Annotated in this window: 13 protein-coding genes; 3 read left to right on the forward strand and 10 right to left on the reverse strand. The window is 44.5% G+C overall.

The features are described 5' to 3' along the window. The first annotated feature begins 54 nt into the window (after window positions 1-54). From PSM36_RS06170 to PSM36_RS06180, 3 genes are read left to right on the forward strand one after another with little or no spacing between them, the layout of a single operon-like run. Entirely contained in the window at window positions 55-2,607 is a 2,553-nt protein-coding gene (locus PSM36_RS06170; protein WP_076929795.1) for a carboxypeptidase-like regulatory domain-containing protein, read from the forward strand. Further along, window positions 2,604-2,903 (forward strand): transposase, encoded by a 300-nt coding sequence (locus tag PSM36_RS06175; protein ID WP_019537946.1) that lies wholly within the window; start codon window positions 2,604-2,606, stop codon window positions 2,901-2,903. The genes PSM36_RS06170 and PSM36_RS06175 overlap by 4 nt, the downstream gene beginning before the upstream one ends. Continuing rightward, entirely contained in the window at window positions 2,900-3,793 is an 894-nt protein-coding gene (locus PSM36_RS06180; RefSeq protein WP_076929797.1) for an IS3 family transposase, read from the forward strand. The genes PSM36_RS06175 and PSM36_RS06180 overlap by 4 nt, the downstream gene beginning before the upstream one ends. 95 nt (window positions 3,794-3,888) lie before the next feature. Here PSM36_RS06180 and PSM36_RS06185 read toward each other — a convergent pair whose 3' ends face one another. The 10 genes from PSM36_RS06185 to ruvA all read right to left on the reverse strand — a co-directional run bounded on the left by PSM36_RS06185 (window position 3,889) and on the right by ruvA (window position 20,451). Beyond that, complete coding sequence (locus PSM36_RS06185; RefSeq protein ID WP_076929798.1) at window positions 3,889-5,178, reverse strand: alginate export family protein; 1,290 nt, start codon at window positions 5,176-5,178, stop codon at window positions 3,889-3,891. Window positions 5,179-5,364: 186 nt separating this feature from the next. Further along, the gene (locus PSM36_RS06190) at window positions 5,365-6,258 is read right to left on the reverse strand and encodes a bile acid:sodium symporter family protein (RefSeq protein WP_076929799.1); all 894 of its coding nucleotides are present in this window, start codon (window positions 6,256-6,258) and stop codon (window positions 5,365-5,367) included. Window positions 6,259-6,501: 243 nt separating this feature from the next. Then, window positions 6,502-7,422, reverse strand: a complete 921-nt coding sequence (locus tag PSM36_RS06195) for an alpha/beta hydrolase (protein WP_083710957.1) — start codon at window positions 7,420-7,422, stop codon at window positions 6,502-6,504. Window positions 7,423-7,579: 157 nt separating this feature from the next. Then, window positions 7,580-8,146, reverse strand: coding sequence for a guanylate kinase (gene gmk / locus PSM36_RS06200; protein WP_076929805.1), 567 nt, complete (start codon window positions 8,144-8,146; stop codon window positions 7,580-7,582). A 45-nt stretch (window positions 8,147-8,191) separates the two neighbouring features. After that, complete coding sequence (locus PSM36_RS06205; protein WP_173823124.1) at window positions 8,192-9,064, reverse strand: YicC/YloC family endoribonuclease; 873 nt, start codon at window positions 9,062-9,064, stop codon at window positions 8,192-8,194. A gap of 81 nt (window positions 9,065-9,145) precedes the next feature. Then, complete coding sequence (locus PSM36_RS06210; RefSeq protein WP_232001530.1) at window positions 9,146-9,871, reverse strand: CDP-alcohol phosphatidyltransferase family protein; 726 nt, start codon at window positions 9,869-9,871, stop codon at window positions 9,146-9,148. 142 nt (window positions 9,872-10,013) lie between these two features. Next, window positions 10,014-10,730 carry a response regulator transcription factor RprY gene (gene rprY, locus PSM36_RS06215; RefSeq protein ID WP_076929812.1) on the reverse strand — a complete coding sequence of 239 codons (717 nt, stop codon included), beginning with the start codon at window positions 10,728-10,730 and terminating at the stop codon, window positions 10,014-10,016. 1 nt (window position 10,731) lies between these two features. Continuing rightward, complete coding sequence (locus PSM36_RS06220) at window positions 10,732-12,291, reverse strand: sensor histidine kinase (RefSeq protein WP_076929814.1); 1,560 nt, start codon at window positions 12,289-12,291, stop codon at window positions 10,732-10,734. A gap of 253 nt (window positions 12,292-12,544) precedes the next feature. After that, window positions 12,545-19,672, reverse strand: a complete 7,128-nt coding sequence (sov, locus tag PSM36_RS06225; RefSeq protein WP_232001531.1) for a T9SS outer membrane translocon Sov/SprA — start codon at window positions 19,670-19,672, stop codon at window positions 12,545-12,547. Between the two features lie 188 nt (window positions 19,673-19,860). Further along, window positions 19,861-20,451: a Holliday junction branch migration protein RuvA gene (gene ruvA, locus PSM36_RS06230; RefSeq protein ID WP_076929819.1), complete on the reverse strand. Its 591-nt coding sequence runs from the start codon at window positions 20,449-20,451 to the stop codon at window positions 19,861-19,863. Window positions 20,452-20,463 lie beyond the last annotated feature (12 nt).

Below are 20,463 nucleotides of genomic sequence, written 5' to 3' on the forward strand. Positions count from 1 at the left end.
TCTTCATCAATCTTCATCAATCTTCATCAATCTCTATCAATCTCTATCAATCTCATGTATAGACAGATATTATGTTTCATTGTCTTATGGGCATTTTTTAGTTCTTTTCGGGGGAACGCCCAGCAGACACTTTCCGGTACGGTCAACGATGCGGCAACCGGACAATTACTGGAGGCGGCAAATGTGGTGGTACTAAGGGGCGATCGTACAGTGGCGTTTACCATCAGTAACGAAAAAGGAGAATTCCTAATTCCTCTCAATGTTCCTGCTGATACACTTATACTCTCGGTTTCCTCGATGGGTTATGAGTCTTTTTCGGAAAGAATAGGAGACCGGTCAAACTTTACTGTAAGACTGGTACCTTCGCCTATCCGGTTGAAAGAGGTCACCATTCGTCCGGGTAGGATATGGGGACGGAGTGACACGATACGTTATGATGCCTCGAAATTCTTGAGGGAAAATGATAAAACGGTCGAAGACCTGATGAGACGCCTGCCCGGTATTCAGGTGGATGACGACGGGAAGATCCAGTACAGGGGAAAGGAGATCGGGACAATGTATGTAGAGGGACTGGATTTGATGGACAGCCGCTACAAGAGTGTAAGCCGGAATCTTTCCGCACAGTCGGTAAAAGAAGTGGAGGTACTGGATAACCATCAACGAATTAAATCGCTGGCAGGGATAATACCAACAGATATTGCCGATATTAACATCAAACTCAAGGACAATTTCAAAGATAAATGGACTTTCAAACCCAAGGTGTCGGCAGGATTTTCAAGTGAAGGTTTTTTGTATGAGGCAGAAGCGAATGCTTTACAGATTGCCCGGAAAAGCCAGTCCCTTTATGCGTTGAAGTTATCCAATACCGGAAACGGTATCACTAAAGAAGGAGACAAAGGAATCGATGATATGCCCGGATTGCCTGATTACCGTTTGTTGTACTCCGGTACTATTTCAGCACCTTTGAAGGAAAACCGGTGGCTTTTTGATGATGCTGCACTTACTACAGCCAATCGTTTGTACCGTTTAGGCGAGGATTCGCGGTTGAAAATGAATGCCTTTTATACGCAGGATCATATTAAACAGGAAGTAAATTCGGTTACATCTTATTTTAATCCGAATGATACACTGATGATTGAAGAGAACAAGAGCAGTTATCAGAGAGGCAGGTTATTGAATCTGTTCGCTGATTATGAGGACAATGCTGTAACCCACTATTTGCGCAATAAACTCGATTTCCAATTTGAAGAGAATCGGAGTAATACAGGAATTGGTGGTAGTTATCATGTTTCTCAATATCAAAGGGAGGAATCGCTTACCCTGCAGGATAATCTTAGTGTTACCCGTACGTTGGCCAATAAGGATATATGGCAGATGAGGTCGGTTTTAGGTTACTGGCGTCGTTGGCAGCAGTTGAAATTTAATGGTTATGATCGGCAGGCGCAATTGAATGGTCACGACCAGCCTATGCTGTTGGAAGGATTGTATGCCCGTGCAGAATCGGGATGGATCATTCGCCGGACAGAGGTCAGACAACATTATACCGTCGGAGCGTCTGTCGATTTGAACAATCTGAAGAATCATCATCGCCTGTGGGTGACCCCTGCCTATGAGTATCTGTTCAAATCACTTACGTTCAGGATGTCGGCACCTTTGCAGGCAGTGCTGTTCCCGGGGGATAAGGAGGTGTTATATCTGGCCGGACTTACTTTCAGGACAGACTACAAAATAAATTACGCATGGAATGCCCGTTTATCGGCTCGATACGGAAAAGAACTCAATGATATCACGGCATTTTACTTGAAACCCTATTTTACTGATTATCGAACCACAATGGAAAATGAAACGGGTATACCGGTTACCGACAAGCAACTTTATACATTACGGACGGAGTATAAAAATACATTGCAGGAGTTTTTTGTAACTGCCGATCTGACGGTATCGCGTAGCCGGGTAAACCATACCCTGGAGCAAAGTGTCAGGGATAATATATTCTGGTGGACTCGCCGGTATATACCGCATCGTGAATCTTCGTATGGCATAAATACGGTTGTTTCAAAAGGATTTTTCGATATCAATACCAAGGTATCGGCAGAGGTATCCTATTGGTACAATCAATCGGCACAGATACGGGAAGGCGTGTGGATGCCTTTCTCTTTCCGGACGCTTATGATAAAACCCTCTTTCTCCATATCTCTAACCCGACAGGCAGAGATGGCATATAACGGAGAGTTACGGCGGCAATGGTCCTCTTTCGGGGACAATCCCGACAAATCGGGACAAGTAGCGTCATTAAGCGGCTTGTGGAATATGAGCCACAAAGGATCTTTTTATTATATGCAGCGACGATTAGACCTGTCTGCTTCGGCAGAGTATTTCCGTAATGAAATAACTCCCGATCATTCGGTGAATCTTCTTTTTATGGATGTTGCAGCCTCCTATAAATTTCCTCGCATGACGTTGCAGCTCCAATTGAATAATTTATTGAATCACGGTGATTACAGTTATACCGTGTATCATCCGTTGTCCCTCTATTCATCCCTGGAGTTACTAACTTTGCTGGGACAAAAAGTTAAGCATAAAAAACTTACATTTGTCAAAGTATGAGAAAACAAAGAACACATTATGACAAGGCATTTAAAGATAATGCCGTCAAATTAAGTTTCGAGCGGAAGAATGTTTCCGAACTCGCACACGAATTGGGCATATCACCTGCACTATTGTATCGCTGGTGCAAAGAGTACCGGGAACGTGGGGAAAGCAGTTTCCCGGGCAACGGAGTCCGTTCTCGTGAAAGAGAAGCCGGAAGGGTTGCAGAACTGGAAAAACGCCTTAAAGAGGCTGAAACAGAGCGTGACATATTAAAAAAAGCCTTAGGCATCATCTCCACGAGCGATCGTTGATTTATCAATTTATAAAGGATTACAACTCGAGGGAGTGGACGATTGGGATGATGTGCAGAGTATTGAGTGTATCTCGCAGCAGTTATTACCGTTGGATTAAGAACCCTATAAATAAACGAGAACAAAAGCATATGGAACTTAGCCGAGAGATTAAAGATGCATACTTCGATGCCAAGGGGCGCAACGGCAGTCCCAGGTTGGCTAAAGATTTGCAAGCATCCGGAGTCAATGTTTCCAGAACAACTGTTGCCCGTCATATGAGAAATATGGGATTGCGCAGCAAGCTTTCTAAGAAGTTTAGGGTAACCACTGATGCATCCCACAATTACAATGTAGCGCCTAATTTGCTTAACCGTGAGTTCAATCAAAAAGAACCAATGAGGGCTTGTGTGTCCGACATTACTTACATCTGCTGTAAGGATGGATTCCTTTACCTTACGTGCGTGATTGATCTTTTTGATCGAAAACTCATTGGGTGGTCTATCAGCGATAATTTGACTGCTTCCGGCACTGTCATACCGGCTATCAGGATGGCCAACCGAAACAGACCGTTTAAAGAAGGGATGATCTTTCACTCTGACAGGGGCATTCAATATGCCTGCAAACAGACCGTTAATTTGTTGCAGTACCATAGGGTAGAGCAAAGCATGAGCGGGAAAGGCAACTGTTGGGATAATGCGGTGGCTGAAAGTTTCTTTAAATCTTTCAAAACCGAGTTGATTTATGGTACCAAGCTTAAAACAAAAGAGCAGATGTGCTTGGATGTATTTGAATATATTGAATCCTGGTATAATCATAAAAGAAGATTCTCAGCATTGGGTAATTTGACTATTGATGAATTTTGGAAACAGTACAATATTAAAAAACAATTAATTAAAAATGTTGCTTAACTTATTGTCTCAAATAAGTTGGCAATTCCACCCAAATAGCTATTCGTCCGAGAGAAATTCTATTTCGGGTAATAATGGATCTTTAAATTTATTTCTTAAAACCGGCTTTTAAAAATAGTGGGATTGATGGTGAGGCTCACATAGGCCCAATCCTGCCACGAATCGGGATTGCCGGGGCGGTCTTTTGCGATAGGCATGGCGTCGGTGGCGAGCATAAAGGAATAACCTCCTTCGAGCATGATATGCTTGCGGATGGGATAGGTGAAAGTGAAATCTATTTCTGAGCCTAACACTTTCTTATTTGTTCCATCCACATCAATCGGTTGTTGGGAAGAGAAGTGATGATACCTCAGGTCCAGGCCCAGTTTCTTCCATGGATTCCAGTTCAGGCCGATGTATTTATCCCATACGCCATAATAATCGTACCCCCTGAAATAGTCCATGGATCCCATAAACGAGTGGTTGGAGCGATATAACAGATCCATCCTGGTCACTTTTTCAGAATCCGGATCCTGTCCCGGGTGAAATTCTGTTCCACCGTAGAGGAAAAGCTGGGGTTTGAACGCGTAGCGCCCTCTCAGGGCCAGCATATAAGCATTCACCTTTTCGTCATTACTGTTAGTCCCTGTCTGGTAATAGAATGTTCCCATGACATTCCAGATATTGTTTTTGTAACCGATATTGGTACCCATAGTCTGCATGTACACTTTCTTGCTGTTTGCCGGTTCGTTTCCGGTAGCAGGATCACCTGTTTCAAAACCGAGATTGACAAAGAGTGCCGATGCGGTAAATCCGGTTGGGTTCCGGTATTGGTACCAGGCCATTTGCATATTCTGATAGGGTTGTCCTACGGGTTCATAGAAAGTGCCCTCGTTGGTTTTTTCACGTGACTGATTATAAGCTAATGCCAGATGTATTGTATTCATCGGATTCTCATAACCCAATTTTACTGCATCATGCCAGATGCCGGTAGGTGTCCAGCTGGATTCCGACAGGATACGTCCATCATCATAACTGAGCGACTGGCGTCCTATTTTGGCAAAGAACCCGTCGTGTCGCATTTGTGCCCATGCTTCATGCATGGTGGTACGTGCACCGTCATTATCGTTTTGACGCTTCTGTCCCCAGACGGAGATATCTTGGGCAGCTATCCGGGCGGAGAGAAATCCATTGTCGAAGTTGGCTCCTATACGTGCACGATTGGAGATAAATGCCGATGGTTTATCGGTTTCCAGACGGGGATAGGAATATCCGTTACGGTATTCGAATCTGGGTCGGAGATTGATGTCGATAGAGAATTCACCTCCTTTCTCTTCCTCTTGTGCGTTCATTTGAAGAGGAAAAACAAATATTGCCAGAAGTGCGATAGCAATGAATTTTTGCATGATAAATTAAGTTTAGAGTTTGTTAGATACTCATTTATTATGGCGATAAAGATAGTAAATTAAAATTACTAATTATCAATTACCAATTACCAATTTTAATCTCATTTTCTTACGTAGGCACTTAACCACCCAGGCACCTTTCCACATTATCAATCATCACATCATCGAATTGGCAAGTGCATTACATTAATTTTTCCGTTTCTCCCTCCATATCTGCCAGGAATTAACCAGGTTTTGCCATATTACATACATTCCCGGGCCGAGTGTGGCGAGCGGGTTCAGGTAAGTCTGGGTGAGCCAGATGGCAAGTACAGTGTTTTTCTGTCCCAGACTTTGGCCTCCGGCTACGGTTTGTCCGAAACGACGGCCGATTTTTCTTCCAAAATAAAACTGTAGAAGGCAGATCACCAGTGAAACGGTGCCGATAATAATCTCAATAAGGTAATGGTCATTACCTTGCATGCGTACGTAATAGGTGATGTTGCCGATCACAATGGTAAGTGCCGCTGCCCAGAGGTAGAAAGAGACTATCTGTGCCGATTGTACTTTCTTGTGTATCCGGGGTGCCGTTTTTTTTAGGAATATTGCCAGTAGGAAGGGCAATACCAGGATAGGGATAACACTACGGAAGATATGCCAGAAGGAGGCTGCCAATGAGATAGTATCATTACTTTCTCCTACAAGAGAGAGAAATAGTGGAGCTATAAGGGCTACCGATAGATTGCTAATAATGGCATATGCGGCTGTCACCGCAATACTGCCCCCCAACATTCCGGTCACAACCGGTGCTGAGGTTGCTGTGGCTGTCAGCATACAAATCATGGCTGCCTGCGCGAGGGTCTCGTTAAACGGACGAAACGCGAGATAGATAAGCGCACTCCCCACATATTGGATGGTCAGAAGAATGTAGTGGAATTTGGTGAGCCTGATATCGCTCATTCTCACCCGGCAGTAAGTGATAAAGAGCATCATTGTCAGGAGATAAGGGATAGTGGGAGAAAGTACCGATAATTGCCTGTGAAATGCAATCCCCAAAATCATTGCGATGGGAAGCAGATATTTCTCAATGTATTTGCGCATGCAGTTCTAATCGTTTTCTAAATATGTGGTGAAGAAGGATTTTGATTGAAGTGGATAGGTGCTTAGGTGCTTAGATGCCTAAATGCTTAGATGTATAGTTTTATTGATAATTAATTTGTAATTTGTAATTTGTAATTTGTAATTTGTAATTTGTAATTTGTAATTTGTAATTTGTAATTTGTAATTTGTAATTTGTAATTTGTAATTTGTAATTTGTAATTTGTAATTTGTAATTTGTAATTGTTAATTATAATAGTTCCCCGGAGTAGTAGAAGTATCTGATTTCCGAAGCATATCTTTGAGATTGATATCAATCATCCACTGTTTACCATTGAATACCCAATCGTTAATGAATTGTTCGATCTCCGGAAGGAATTCCTGTATGGGATATTCCGAAACTTCATGTCCTATATCTTCCATACTGTAAAACATATAGGGATATCGTTCACTCCTGAATTTTTTTGCCAATGGTTTCGAACCGAACATACCCATTTTGAAAAAACGGGTCTTGTCATATGGTACGAGATTATCCGCACTGCCGTGGAAGAAGAGGGTAGGAGCGGGAGGTTGTGTGTATGAGGGCGTGCCTTCGGTACTAAAAATAGCACCGGCGAATGAGATTACACCTGCGTAATTGAAATCGTCCGGCAGCACATCTGCCGAGGGACGGTTATCCCTGTTTTCGTAATCTGCCTGCAATACGGTAATAGCTCCTGCACTCGATCCGCTAATGATGATGAGTGACGGGTCGATAGATAGTGCTTCGGCATTCTCCAGCAAATAATTAGTGGCTGAATAGAGGTCTTCTACCGCGATTGCGATAGCATTCCGGATAGGTTTATTGTTGAATACGCCAGGTGCTTTCTGGTTTTTCATCCCTAAGCGGTAGTCGATCGAAACGACGGTGAATCCCTTTTTGGCGAAATAGTTGAAGTAGGGGTGATAGAGTTCCGCATCCCGTGTACCGGCTTTGAAACCACCACCAAAAACAAAAAGAAGGCATGGCTGTGGTTGCTGCGACTCAGATTCAATTTTATAAATATCCATCTTCAGTTCTTCACCTGCCTTCTCGGCATAGAGGCGTGTTTCTTTATGTATAGTCTGGCCGAAGAGGGTCAGTGTCAGGAAAAGGAGGCCACTAAGAAGAAGTAGTTTATTAATCATAGCACTTTTTTTAATTGATAATTGACAGTTGACAATTATTGATTGCGATTTTATAATTAGTTGAATGTTAATTAATTATTATGTTAATCTGTAAATATTTAATTTTCAATTAGCAACAAACTGCCACATTTTTGAATTGTCCATTGTCCATTATCCATTATCCATTATCAATAAAATCAGTAACCAATCTCAACACTTCCTCTTTCGCCTGGTCGTAGTCTTCGTTATGAACGATTACATCGAATTGTGGGGCAAAGCTCATCTCATATTCTGCTTTGGCAAGACGGTGTTCGATCACTGCAGGAGCATCGGTTCCCCGTTTTTCAAGGCGCTCTCGTAATGTTTCAACCGACGGTGGCATTACAAAAATACTTAGGGCACGGTCGCCGTATATCCTTTTAATGTTTAATCCACCAACACAATCCACATCAAAAACAACATTTGTCCCTTCGGAAAGAATACGATCTACTTCACTTTTTAACGTGCCGTAGAATTTATCTTTATACACCTCTTCGTATTCCAGGAATTCATTGTTGGCAATGCGTCTGCGGAATTCTTCCGGTGTAAGGAAATAATATTCAACACCATCCTTCTCTTCCCCACGTGGCTCGCGGCTGGTTGCCGAGATTGAAAACCGGATGTTTAATCCCTGCTCCAGTAAGAATCTTATTAGTGTTGATTTTCCGGCACCCGAAGGAGCTGAGAAAATAATCAGTTTGGCCATTGTAAATCACTTTTGGGCTATTGGCATTCAGAGCCATACCGGTAGTTATAGAACATTTAAAATTTGCTCTTTCATCTGTTCCAGTTCATCTTTCATCTGCACCACGATCCGTTGCATACCCGATTGGTTGGATTTTGACCCGAGGGTATTGATCTCACGGCCAATCTCCTGCGCGATGAATCCGAGTTTTTTTCCCTGTGGCTCTTTTTCTTGCAGGGTGGTGAGGAAATAATCGAGATGATGTGCCAGTCGGCTTTTTTCTTCATTCACATCCAGTTTCTCAATATAGTAGATCATCTCCTGCTCGAACCGGTTTTTATCGTAGTCGATTCCTTCCAGGCTGTTCAATCCTTCACGGATACGGCATTTGACCTTTTCAATCCTTTCTTCTTCAAAAGGCTCCACAGCTTCCAATAGGGAACGGATATTGTTGATCTTCGTTGTCAATACCTGTGCCAGCATCTCCCCTTCTTGTCTCCGGAAAGCGATGGTATCGTCTACTGCACTATTGACAGCCTGTTCAATGAGATTCCATTCCTCATCACTTAACTCTTCCTGTTCCTGCTTCATCACATCCGGAAGACGTAACAGAACAGAGAACCATTCCTGGGGTTGGGGAATATTCAATTCGGAAGACAATCCACTGATCTCCCGGTGATATTGGCTTAACACGTTGTGATCGATCTTCGATGTCACATCTTTGGCAATCACCTCCACATTCATGGAGAGATCCACTTTACCTCGTACCAGGCAGCGGGCTAATGAATTTCGTAAAGCAATTTCTTTTTCGCGATAAGTTGAGGGAAGGCGTGTAAACAAATCAAATTGCTTACTGTTTAATGATTTTATCTCAACTGTTATTTTTTTATTCGGGAGTTCTGCCACGGCTTTACCGTATCCCGTCATTGAATGCGTCATTTTTATATGAATTTAGACACAAAGGTAAGGATTTTTAGCATATGTCTCCCTCCTTATAGGGTGCAAGTTACAGGTTGGCACTTAAGCATTTTCAGTCCGTTTCTTTTTATATTCCTCCTCTTTCATTTGCCGATCGGTTTTGTCGCGTTCGTCGGCCAGTTTGAGGAGCTTGGATGCTTCTATTAAGTTGGATATCAAAAGCACAAGGCAAGCGATCGAGGCGAGATATTGAATGGAGCCCGGGACAAATACCTCCACGGTGATAATGGTTCCTAATAATAACCGTACTTCTGTAGGGCCAAAGATACCTGAGTCAATGGAATATTGGCCTCCGATCTTATAACGCAACTGGGCGGTAATCATCTCCCATCCATAGAGAACGACGAACAAGAAACCTACATATTTCCACAATCCCGGAGCATAGATGGTATAACCAAGCCCGATAATGAAGGTGCCGATCCAGTCTACAGTTACGTCAAGAGAGAAGCCATACCACTTGCGGGGTTTATTGCGATAATAGGCTAAGCGACCGTCAAGTGAGTCTCCTATCCAGTTGATTACGAAACCGAGAAGGGAAACTAACAGCAAATAACGGTTTATAAAAGCTCCCATCACAAAACTGGAGGCAACCATTATGTTCCCAAAAAATCCGATAGCGGTAAGCCCGTCGGATGAGATCCATGAAGGGACTTTCTGTACCAGATAGGCAATGGATTTTTGTTCCCACTCACGAAGTATATTTGTTCTCTCACGATCTTTAGCGATCAGTTTGAGAGACTTTACCATTTCTCGTCTGTTATTCTTCATACGACTTCTTTTTTATTTCCTTTCGTACGTTCTGCAAAAGTACTCAATAAATTTAATGTTACGAATTTGTAACGTGAAATTTTATGGATAAAAAGAGCCGCTCCGGAGGGAACGGCTCTTTTCTGATCAAAAAAATTAGTTACTATTGTTCTACGTTTTCATTTTCATCGGTAGGAACAATCAACTTGTAACCCTTTCCATGAATATTGATAATTTCAATATTGGGCTCAGGTTTCAGCAATTTACGCAATTTGGTGATATACACATCCATGCTGCGTGCATTGAAATAGGTATCCTCTTCCCATATCTGTTTCAGGGCATGGTTTCTTTCAAGAATATCATTGGCGTGTGCACAGAGGAGCGAAAGCAATTCAGACTCTTTGGTGGTCAGTTTTGTCTGGGTGTCACCAATAGTGAGAATTTGCTTCTGAGTGTCGAAAGACATTGTACCAAAGTTGTAAACCTGTTGTTCTTTGCTTTTCTTGCCTTTCACACGACGGATGATAGCTTCGATACGAAGTACCAACTCTTCCATACTAAACGGTTTGGTGATGTAATCGTCAGCGCCGGCCTTGAAACCTTCCAACACATCTTCCTTCATGTTCTTTGCAGTCAGAAAGATTACCGGGATTTCCGTATTGATGGTCCTTATTTCTTTTACAAGCGTAATTCCGTCTTTTTTGGGCATCATCACATCCACAATGCAAAGATCATATTTTGTCTTCACAAATCCTTTGAAACCAGCTTCCCCGTCGGGAAACAGATCGGTGTCAAACCCTTTTGCCTGGAGGTATTCTCTGAGCAACATACCAAGATTCTCATCATCTTCGCATAAAAAAATTTTTAACTTCTCTTCCATATCATTTTTGTGTTATTACGGGTAAACTTATTATAAATTTTGTTCCTTTTCCTAATTCACTATCGGCACGGATAGTGCCATTCATGTCAGTCACGATTTTTTTTACGTATGCCAGTCCCAAGCCAAATCCTTTCACATCGTGACGATTGCCGGTAGGCACACGGTAAAATCGGTCAAATACTTTCTTCGCATCCTCTTTCTTCATTCCGATCCCATTATCCTCAATACTGATAATGATCTTGTTCCCCTCGTTCCTGGTCCGGATCATTAATTCCGGTGGTACATCTTTCTTTCTGTATTTGAGTGCATTGTCAAGAATATTGAAAATCACATTGGTGAAATGCATCTCATCTACTTTAATGGTAGATTCTTCCGCCTGAAGATCAATGTCGAGGGTTCCATCCAGTTTCTCAACCTTCAACACATGCGTATTGGCCACACTCACTACCAGATCGTTTGCATCGATCTCTTTCATTTTCAGTGTGGCTTTCTGTTTGTCGAAAAGCGACATCTGTAACACTTTTTCTACCTGAAAACTCAATCTTTTGGTCTCATCGTGAATTACACCGGTGACATGTTTGAACACTTCGGGTGATTTCAGTATTGATTCATCTTTCAGCATCTGGGATGCCAATGAGATGGTCGAGACGGGCGTTTTCAGCTCATGCGTCATATTATTAATAAAATCGTTCTTCATTTCAGACAAACGCTTTTGCCTGAAGAGTGATACCACCGTGAATATAAACGTTATCAGCAGGATAATCGTAAATATAAGCGACGGGATAAAGAAAGAAAGTTCACCATACACATAATTACTTCTCGTCGGAAAATAGACCCTGAGCCTGTTTAATTTTGCCGGTGGATCTTTCGGAAACAGAATCTGTGTGTAGATAGCGTTTTTTTGCTTGGTGGAAAACCCAGATGAGGAATAGACCACTTTATTGTTGAAATCTACAATCTGAAAACTGAACGGAACATTCAACCCGTTGTATGCCAACTGAGACCGGATGTACTTTTCAACGTTGTGGAAATCTACCCTTTTTTCAATCGGTTCGTCGCTTGCACGACTCATTATCTCCAGAATAACTTCATCCATCAGCGCTTTTTCGTACGCGTAGCGTTTATGAAGCGATTGCTGCATGTCGTACTGGGTCCTGGAGATGGTGCTGGAACCCCTGTTGGGCGATAAAAACACACTCTCCCGTTGCTGTTGGGGCTGTAGTGACTGTTGCGTCCTGCTCAGTTCGATTCTTGTTTCACTTCCGTCGGGGTGCATAATTGTTGTACTACTACTTTCACTTGTGATGCTTTGTGAAATTTGCGGCCGGTTGTATTGTGAATACCTGTTTTCCGATGCGATCATGTCCTCCTCCAGATATCTCAGTGTCTGATCCTTTTCGAGCTCTTTCATCACGCTATACAGGCTTCTGTTGACCTGCTCGTCGAACTGCTGGGTACGGATATCCAGACTGGTTTTCATATATCTTACTTGCAGGAACAGCAATACCAAAAACGCCGTGAACATCACAATAGCAAGCAACCAGATAGTCGATTTTTTCATACACTTCTTTTACTTACCTCCGTTTTAGTGATAATCTTATTTCAAAGATCGTCTCCCTTCATTTTTAATTTAACAAATAAACCTCTTTTTTGTTTAACACTTGTCCTTAAAATTAAAAAAAAACGTAAGGAACCCCTTTTTACAACATAAATTAATAGAATGTCGCCGGTCAAGTTTTCTTTTTAGCATTTGTTTAGCAGGTTCAAGATTCAAAATTCAAGATTCCTTCTCTCCATCTCCCATCAATCTCCCATCAATTTTGGTTCATATTAAACCGCAGGCTTATTCCGGCACTGGTGGTTGAAGATGGGTAAGAACCTGACGAAACAAGCGGCCGGTGTATCATCTTGTCGAAGAATGCACGCATGGTAATCAATCTGCTTAGTGCATAGTCGGCTGAAAAACTGATAGTAGTGGTTCTTATGCCGCTTGTAGCCTGTGTAAATTCTTCTTCAATCCTCCTGACCAGTGCATGGGTGGTCTTCCGTGAGATATCAAGCCGTATATTCAGGTCGTTAGTGAATGTAGTGTTATGTTCTGCCTGGGATTTGCCGGCCAGTCTGTTGGGAGAGTTCCGGCGGCGTTCCCTTTGGATGGAGTTGGATCCGAAACCGATGATACGATTGAAGTGCTGGATACGGTACCCCAGACTGGTTACAAAATCCCGGTCATTTGTTTCTACAATCTGGTAGGAAGCAATGTTGAGGTTAAGTGTCCTGCCCATATTGATTCTGAAATGGAGGCTCACATTATTGTCCCACACTCCTCGTGCTTCTATCAGCGGATTGAAACTCTCTTGAATGCTGGCTGAAGTTATGTTAAATGGAGTAGATGGAACGGGAGAGCCTGAAACCGCATCGCGTATATATCCCAGATTACCCTCATTAGGGAGAGGCACCCAGTTCATAAAAGATTCGAATGATCCTATTCTATACTGGGAGAGGTACTGATGTGTGAGGGTGAGAGACTGCATATGTTCTCCCAGTTGGGGGAACATCCTCATTAGGTTATAGGAGACAAGCCAGTTGGGTAGTAGCGCAGAGATATCCGGGAAAGGGGTAAGTCTTATTGATGCGGGATCTTTGCCTGTATAGGCGGCCAGGAAAGCAGGGATAAGCACGTCGGCAGAATTGAGTCTCACATCACCTATATTGCTGTCGAAAGGTTTATCCTCAAAACCGCTCCCCGCAAGAAATCCTCCGGCGGGATAGTTTGTGCCGACGTATTGTTGCCTTGTACGTTCTGAGATAATCTGCCGGTTCTCGAGAAACTTCTCGAATGCCCGTGAACGGTAATTGTTGTTTGCTTTGGAGTTTTCGAATGCCGAAGAGAGAGTCTGTATAGTCATGGCGAAACTGCCACCTCTCTTTTTGGGCATGTCGTCGAACATGTACTGGATCTCTGTCCGGTGATTCTTTTCATACAATGTATTCAGATCTATCCTCAATCCCGGTAACGGCTCCAGGGAGGCGTCAAACCGCAGGTTTCTGGTTTCGTTATAGATAGCCGGGGTGATATTGTTTTCATTCAATACAAGAAGACCACTATTTTTTAATTTCCCGATAAAACGCTCGCCTCCCTCAAACCCAAAGGCGAACCCCCAACCGGGTAACAGGCCGCCGGATGTTTGATGCTGTCCGAAGAAATCTCCTATCATTTCTTCAAAACCGGGGATGTCGCTGCGTGTTTTGTATCCCCAGTTAATGCTGATGCTTCGGAACATCATCAATGTATGTGCAGTATATCGGGCAATATCCTGTCCGGCATTGTCCTGTCTATTCGATGGGTTGTCGGACCGGTATTTCTGCCGTTCACCGGCAAAATGGTTATTTATCTCCCGTAAAAAGGGGATTTTATTATATAGCAATGCCATATTGAAACGGCTGTTAAGTGTGAATGAAAGGTCGTTTTGCAGAAAATTCCCAATCTTTTCATCCGCTATCATGGCACCGCGCTCCCAGCGGTATCGGGAGTGGTATGCCGCACTGGAATTGACCCAATCCAACAATGGGATGTGGGCGAACGGAAGGGTATAGGTCACATCGGCTGTCTGTGTATAGTTTAACGGTTTACCCAGTTCGAGAATGCTCTGCATCACCGAGTCTTTCCATATTGTGTAATCACTTCTGTTAAGCTCCTTGTTTACCTGTAAGTAGGGTTCTTCGATCTCGGCGATGGTTCCTGAGCGGAAAGAGGTTCTCAAGTTACGTGTCAAATCCCATGTAATGGAAATATTCCGGTCCCAGAAGAAATTGCGGCTGAATGACAAATACTTCTGTTCTGTTTGGGTAGTCCCTTCAGCGGAGCTGTTCAGGTCTCGTAGCTGTACCTCTTCGTAATGTCGTACAAGATTGGAGCCCAATCGGATGTTGTTGGGCAGGAAGTTGAGGTTTATTGCCCGGAGCGGTTTTGTCCAACCGGAATTGGCATTACTGTTTTTAAACGGTTCCCAGGTTTTTATTTGTGGAGTGTAATCGTAATTGGCCTGTATCCTGAAATCTTTCAGGGTAGCATATTCGGTATCAGGACTGCGACGTAGGTTTTGGTTGCGGGCATAGGTGAAACTGAAATTGGCCGGATCATAAGGCATCGGCTGCTTACTCTTGATATCCATCTTCACGTTGCTGAGACTGAGGTTTATATCTTTGATGCCGGTGGTGGCGATCCGTCGTATCGAGTCACGAAGAAACTGTGTCCCGGAGTGTTGGAGGGATTCTGAGAGCAGGATATCCTGGTTGAACGGGTCGTAAAGAGGAGCGGTGAGCTGGTTAGAGTAGGAGAAGTAGAGTGGAGCCGATAGTTTGATCTGTTTGGGCAGGAAGCGCCCCATATCTAAATTCAATGCCAGTTGTACCGAAGTATAATCATCATCACGCCGTTCCAGCAGGCTTTGGTTGAGTGCACCGAACCCGGCAGTCTCTTTCCGGCCGGAAAAGCTGACTGTTCCTATGTCGGACAGTGCCAATTGCACATTGCCCTGTGCAGCCCAGCCTCCCTTCTCATCAAATTCGCCCAGACGTAATTCGTTGACCCATATTTCTGCCGACCGTTGGTTGTCTGCGTTGTTCCTGATACCGATCATCAGCACTTTCACTTCAGCCAGTGATGGATTGCCGGCAATGGTAATCCTGTTCCCTTGCTTCCCGGGATCAGGTTGCGTGTAAGGGACAAAAAAGGATATTCCTTCATCGTTTTCCTTTTCAGCATTGCGTGCCAATTTCAAGTCGGTGAACAGTGCGAGTGGAAAGTCGAACATATTCTCTACCGGCCATACTTTCTCCTGATCCGGCAGGTTATTGGTACTGTATTGCCCCTCGGGGGTAAGTCGTAATGGGATCTCGTATTCGTAATAATTATTCCGGTAATCCGAACCCAGCCGCAGGAAGATTGAGAGGTCCCCATCCTGCAGGGTGCCGGGATCTTCCGCCAGCCGTTCCGCATGTACAAACATCTGCAGCCTCTTGTACCGACGCAGGTCATACATACTCCCCTTATATACTGCCCGGCTGTCGTCCGGATCGAGATTGGTTATTTTAAGAGAGAGCGACTGTTCATTTTCCTGTCGCAATTGGGGTTGCCCCGGATCCAGAATACGGGTAACGCCCGGCGGAAGGACATAGTTGACCGGAGTGCGGCGGCCGTTCTCTTCGATATTGACCGTAGAGATGCCGAGGTTTCCTGATCCGGAGACTGTTCCCCCGGAGGAGAGGTCATTCCTGTAGTTCCTCCATTCGCTCCGTTTCAGTTCCAGTGTGGCAAACCGGAGGAATTGGGGTTCTTCAAAACCGGTGAGGAATATCCTCATGAAACGGATATTATTGAACCCCTCTATATTGCCTGTCTTTATCTGGTATTCCTGTATGGGAATCTTGAATTGATACCAGGTGACTTTACCCTCCTTTCCGTTGCGTAATCGCACGCTCGTTTCCCGTTTATCCACGATGAAATTGGCACCTGCCTCCATCATGTCGGGGCGAAGGGAGATTTTATACTGGTAATACGACTCGTTCTCATTGAGGGTGTTGTCGTTGTCAATGTCTTCTATGTCAGGAGTAGCCCGTGAAGCGGTGGAGTAGGGATTACCATCTTCGGGTGAAAGTGAATTCCCTTCTGTACCGTTGAAGTATTTATATCGTTCAAGGATGCTCAGTTGTTGCCTGTCCTGCTCTGCTCCCCGATAATGGCGGAAACTGTCGCCTGCCGGGTCATTGAACGGGGAATGTGGATCTTCCTGCATCTGAGAAAGGGTTTCACTCGACAGGCGGGTACGTAATGTTTCCAGATAATCCCTGTAAGCGGGATATGTTTTCTCTTCTTCGCTGCTCAACCCATTAAGACCCACATCCTGTAACCGGCGGGATTCGTCGCCACGGGAATTGTCGAAAGCATAGACGGTGGATTGGCGCTTGGGGTACTTTCCCCATACCGAATAGCCTATGGCTGTAGTGTCGCCATCGACAGGCAGACCATTCTCGAAGAACTTTTTCCCGTCTTTCAGTACATCTTCCGATATCTCCCCCAGATTGAAATAAAGGTCACCCCCTTGTGAAGTGCCCAAAGTGTCATTTACGAAAGGATCCATCAGCCAGAACTCTATGTATTCTATGTTGGCTGCTTCAAAATCGCGGACATCCATCCGTCGGGTGATGCCGCCCCAGCGATCACGGGGATTGAGTAACCTGCCCTCGCTGTCCACGTTGGCGTCGAGATTATAAGGACCCCGTTCGTTGGGATAGTAGGAGAGGTTGAGCACAGGGATGGTTGCGGGTTGTCCGAAGTAAGCGTCCCTGCCGGGGAAGATTTCCCGTTCATAGATCTCCCTTACACGGTGATCGGAGAGTTGTTCTGTGTCGTTTTTTATATGGGTAGGAGTAAGCCCCGAGTTCCTGTAGGTGAACATCCCGTCGATATAGAACCATGCCAGTTGTGCCCGGTTTTTACCCTGCTCAATATTGTTGGAAAGGGCTGCTTCGGGGAATAATCCGGTAGAGGTGTTGTTATAGGGTGTGGCGGCAAGCGACCAGCCGTAAGGGTTGCGAAGGTCGATTCCCGAAGCGGAGGACTCGAAATCGTCAAGATAAGAATAACCACCTGTGTACTTGTTTTTGTAATGCCCTGCGATGAGATGGGCAAATTCCACTCTTGCCGAGAGTTGGGAGGGGGCGGTTGCTTCTACAAACGGTAGCATATTGAGAAGATTGGTCAGGGCAATGGACTCTTTCTTATAATCCAAATTGAGTCCCCATAAGGTGTTTTTTGCCGACTCATCGCCGAAAACGGTTTTCATGATGAGTGGTTTCTCGTAGTAGTGCATCAGCGTGGCACCCACAGAAAAGTTTTTAGTGAAATTGTATGATAGGTTTACCCCCATTAATGTTTTGCGTTGCATTTGTGATATCATGCGGTTTTCGAGTGTAACGCTCACGGGGGTGCCGGCATCGATGATCGACCGGTTGATGATACGTACTACACCGGAGAGATAATCTACGGTGTAATCTGCCCCTTCGGTCAGGGTAATACCTCCGGCAGTCACCCGTACTGATCCCCGCGGTACGTTCATTGCGTTGAGGTTGATCTCTGCTCCTGATGAACCTCTGTACTCACCATTCATACGGAACTTATTTTTTTCCGGCACCTGCCGGGCGGCGGTAAGGGTAGAGTCATATAGCTCTTGATAGATAAACCGTTCTGCTAAAGCATCATCGCCGATCTTCTCCCGAAGATGGGACCCGAATGGTTCCACAACCGGAAAGATAATACGTCCGTTCTTACTGTCAATGGTATAACCGTCCAGAAAATCGAATATCCCATCGGGGTAGGGGTCATTCCGTGAATTGAGCCTGTCGAGGTTCATCACCCGCAACAACAGTCTCTCTTCGATACCGCTGTTGGGGAGATAATTCAGATAAACGCCGGTGGTATCACTCTGGTAGGTAATCTGCAGTTTGAAATGCTCTTTCTGCAGATCGTAGGCACTATAACCTACGGAATATATATTTTTCATCATCAGGTCCCAGGTGTAGGCTCGTGGAGAGAGAGAGACCGGTTTCAGCAGTTTCACAAAGAGTGCACCTCCCTCCACATCATCAGAAAACTCTCCCACCTGATACACCTGGCCGTTTCGGGTATATTCAAAGGCCACTGCCAGTACTTCGTCCGCTTGTAATGGCATCTGAAGCGAGACATATCCTATTTGTGGTTGGAAGGTATATTCCGATGGACTGAGAAGACGTGCATTTTCAAGTTTTTCGTAATCAACACCACGAACTATATTGCCGGGTAAAGTATTGTCGGTAGCTGTGATATCTCTTGCGCCGGCATAAGCAGTAACAAGTTGTTCGTACATTGAGTTAGCCCTGTTATTAGGATACTCTTCACTTCCCTGTTGTGTCCAGAAAGGATTATGGATGGTATTGTATTCCCCCAGGTCGGCAAATGCTACTAAGTTTCTTACCTGGTCGTAATTCCCCTGTTTATTGGTAACCCATACCTCCATTCGGGTGATGGATACCGGTGACTGGATATAAGGCAGTTTACTCAACGCATGGTTGTATGACTCACGGAAATAATATCCCAGGAAGAAGTGACGGTTCTCGTCATATTGGTCGGCATTAAACTCGAACGGAGTGGTCTGTACTCCTCCCCGGCTGTTGACTGTCTGCGTTTCCGACTGTTGTTGGGAAAAAAGGGTATTGATATGTAGTTTGCCGAATTGCAGGTCCGATTTTATGCCAAAGAGTGCCGTCCCCCCGTTGATAAGTGAATTGCTGGTGGTCATGCTTACATTTCCTGCCTCAATATTGCGGATAATTTCATCTTCATCTCCCCGGTAGGCCAGTTTTATCTGCCGGGCATCCATATCGAAAGTAGCGTCGCTGTCGTAGTTGATATTGAAATTGATTTTATCGCCTACCTGCGCGTTCATATTGAGCTGGATTTGCTGGTCGAAATCGAACCGGTTACGTATGCGTGCTCGCTGCGGGAGAGTGGGATTATTGGTCACATCCCTTTTCAATCCGGCCGAAATTTCCATAGAGCCCTGTGTAGTAATGCGTACACCTCCGGGGCCGAAAATAGTGGCTCCCTGGTTATTTCTGGCTTGCTGACGTGAAAGTGGAGTAAGACGGACTGGTGGTGGGTTGCTATTGGTGGACGTATTACGTTCCCTGAAATGACGGTGCTGCATCTGTTTCAGATGGTATTCCATATACTCTTTGGGAGTCATGACAATGGGTGTATCTATCACCATGTCACCAATCATCCGTTCAATGATATAAAGGTTGGTATGATGATCGTATCGTACTTCCGTCCGTACCGTCGGCGGGGACTGGAGGAGCTGGGAAGATATGGGAGCAGGGGAGATGACGTAATATGCGCACAAGATAATAAGCACGCGGATCTCACGTGGCTTTCTTAGAAAAAAGCGGGAGATTGCCGTATGGAAGTAGAAGGATATGTGACCAATTTTTCTCAGAGAAATAACAGCTTAACAGGATTCATCTTAATTAAATCCGTATTACGTAATCAGCCTGTTATGATCTCCTTAAAAACCTCTGTATGATTGCAATTTTATAATCTTTTCAACGCCTCTTTGATTACGCTTTCTACCGGTAATGTAGGCGATTCTTTCAAAATCCTTGATACCACTTTTTGTGAGGCGGTCTGTACAAATCCAAGCATAACCAAGGCGGACACAGCAGCATGGCCTGTTTCGGAAAGATCATTTTTTGTGGGTAACCGGATGGTACCGCTCTCATCCGTCATTTTGATCTTGTCTTTCAGATCGACAATAATCCTTTGTGCAGTCTTTGCGCCGATCCCTTTCACGGATTGGAGTACGGCAGCATTTTCCGTAGCGATCACATTTTCCAGTTCCCTTGAGTTGAGGGAGGAAAGGATTATTCTTGCTGTGCTGGGGCCTACACCCGATACCGAGATAAGGTGAAGGAACAGTTCCCGTTCATGTTTATCCCTAAATCCGAACAACACATGGGCATCCTCACGGATGGACTCATATACATAGAGTTTTACCCCGGATTCCTGGCTGATTGCACCGTAGGTATTTAATGAGATATTTAATTGGTAGCCGATACCTCCGCATTCCAATGTTACATTAGTCGGTGTAAGTTCTGCTACCTCTCCTTTGATATAGTCAATCATTGTTTAATAGGT

Source organism: Proteiniphilum saccharofermentans, from assembly GCF_900095135.1.
GTDB lineage: Bacteria > Bacteroidota > Bacteroidia > Bacteroidales > Dysgonomonadaceae > Proteiniphilum > Proteiniphilum saccharofermentans.

Coding starts and splice junctions, on each gene's coding strand:
- ruvA (WP_076929819.1), bottom strand. CDS start 20,451: ATGATTGACTATATCAAAGGAGAGGTAGCAGAACTTACACCGACTAAT.
- rprY (WP_076929812.1), bottom strand. CDS start 10,730: ATGGAAGAGAAGTTAAAAATTTTTTTATGCGAAGATGATGAGAATCTT.
- PSM36_RS06210 (WP_232001530.1), bottom strand. CDS start 9,871: ATGAAGAATAACAGACGAGAAATGGTAAAGTCTCTCAAACTGATCGCT.
- PSM36_RS06205 (WP_173823124.1), bottom strand. CDS start 9,064: ATGACGCATTCAATGACGGGATACGGTAAAGCCGTGGCAGAACTCCCG.
- PSM36_RS06190 (WP_076929799.1), bottom strand. CDS start 6,258: ATGCGCAAATACATTGAGAAATATCTGCTTCCCATCGCAATGATTTTG.
- PSM36_RS06185 (WP_076929798.1), bottom strand. CDS start 5,178: ATGCAAAAATTCATTGCTATCGCACTTCTGGCAATATTTGTTTTTCCT.
- PSM36_RS06170 (WP_076929795.1), top strand. CDS start 55: ATGTATAGACAGATATTATGTTTCATTGTCTTATGGGCATTTTTTAGT.
- PSM36_RS06175 (WP_019537946.1), top strand. CDS start 2,604: ATGAGAAAACAAAGAACACATTATGACAAGGCATTTAAAGATAATGCC.
- gmk (WP_076929805.1), bottom strand. CDS start 8,146: ATGGCCAAACTGATTATTTTCTCAGCTCCTTCGGGTGCCGGAAAATCA.
- PSM36_RS06195 (WP_083710957.1), bottom strand. CDS start 7,422: ATGATTAATAAACTACTTCTTCTTAGTGGCCTCCTTTTCCTGACACTG.
- PSM36_RS06220 (WP_076929814.1), bottom strand. CDS start 12,291: ATGAAAAAATCGACTATCTGGTTGCTTGCTATTGTGATGTTCACGGCG.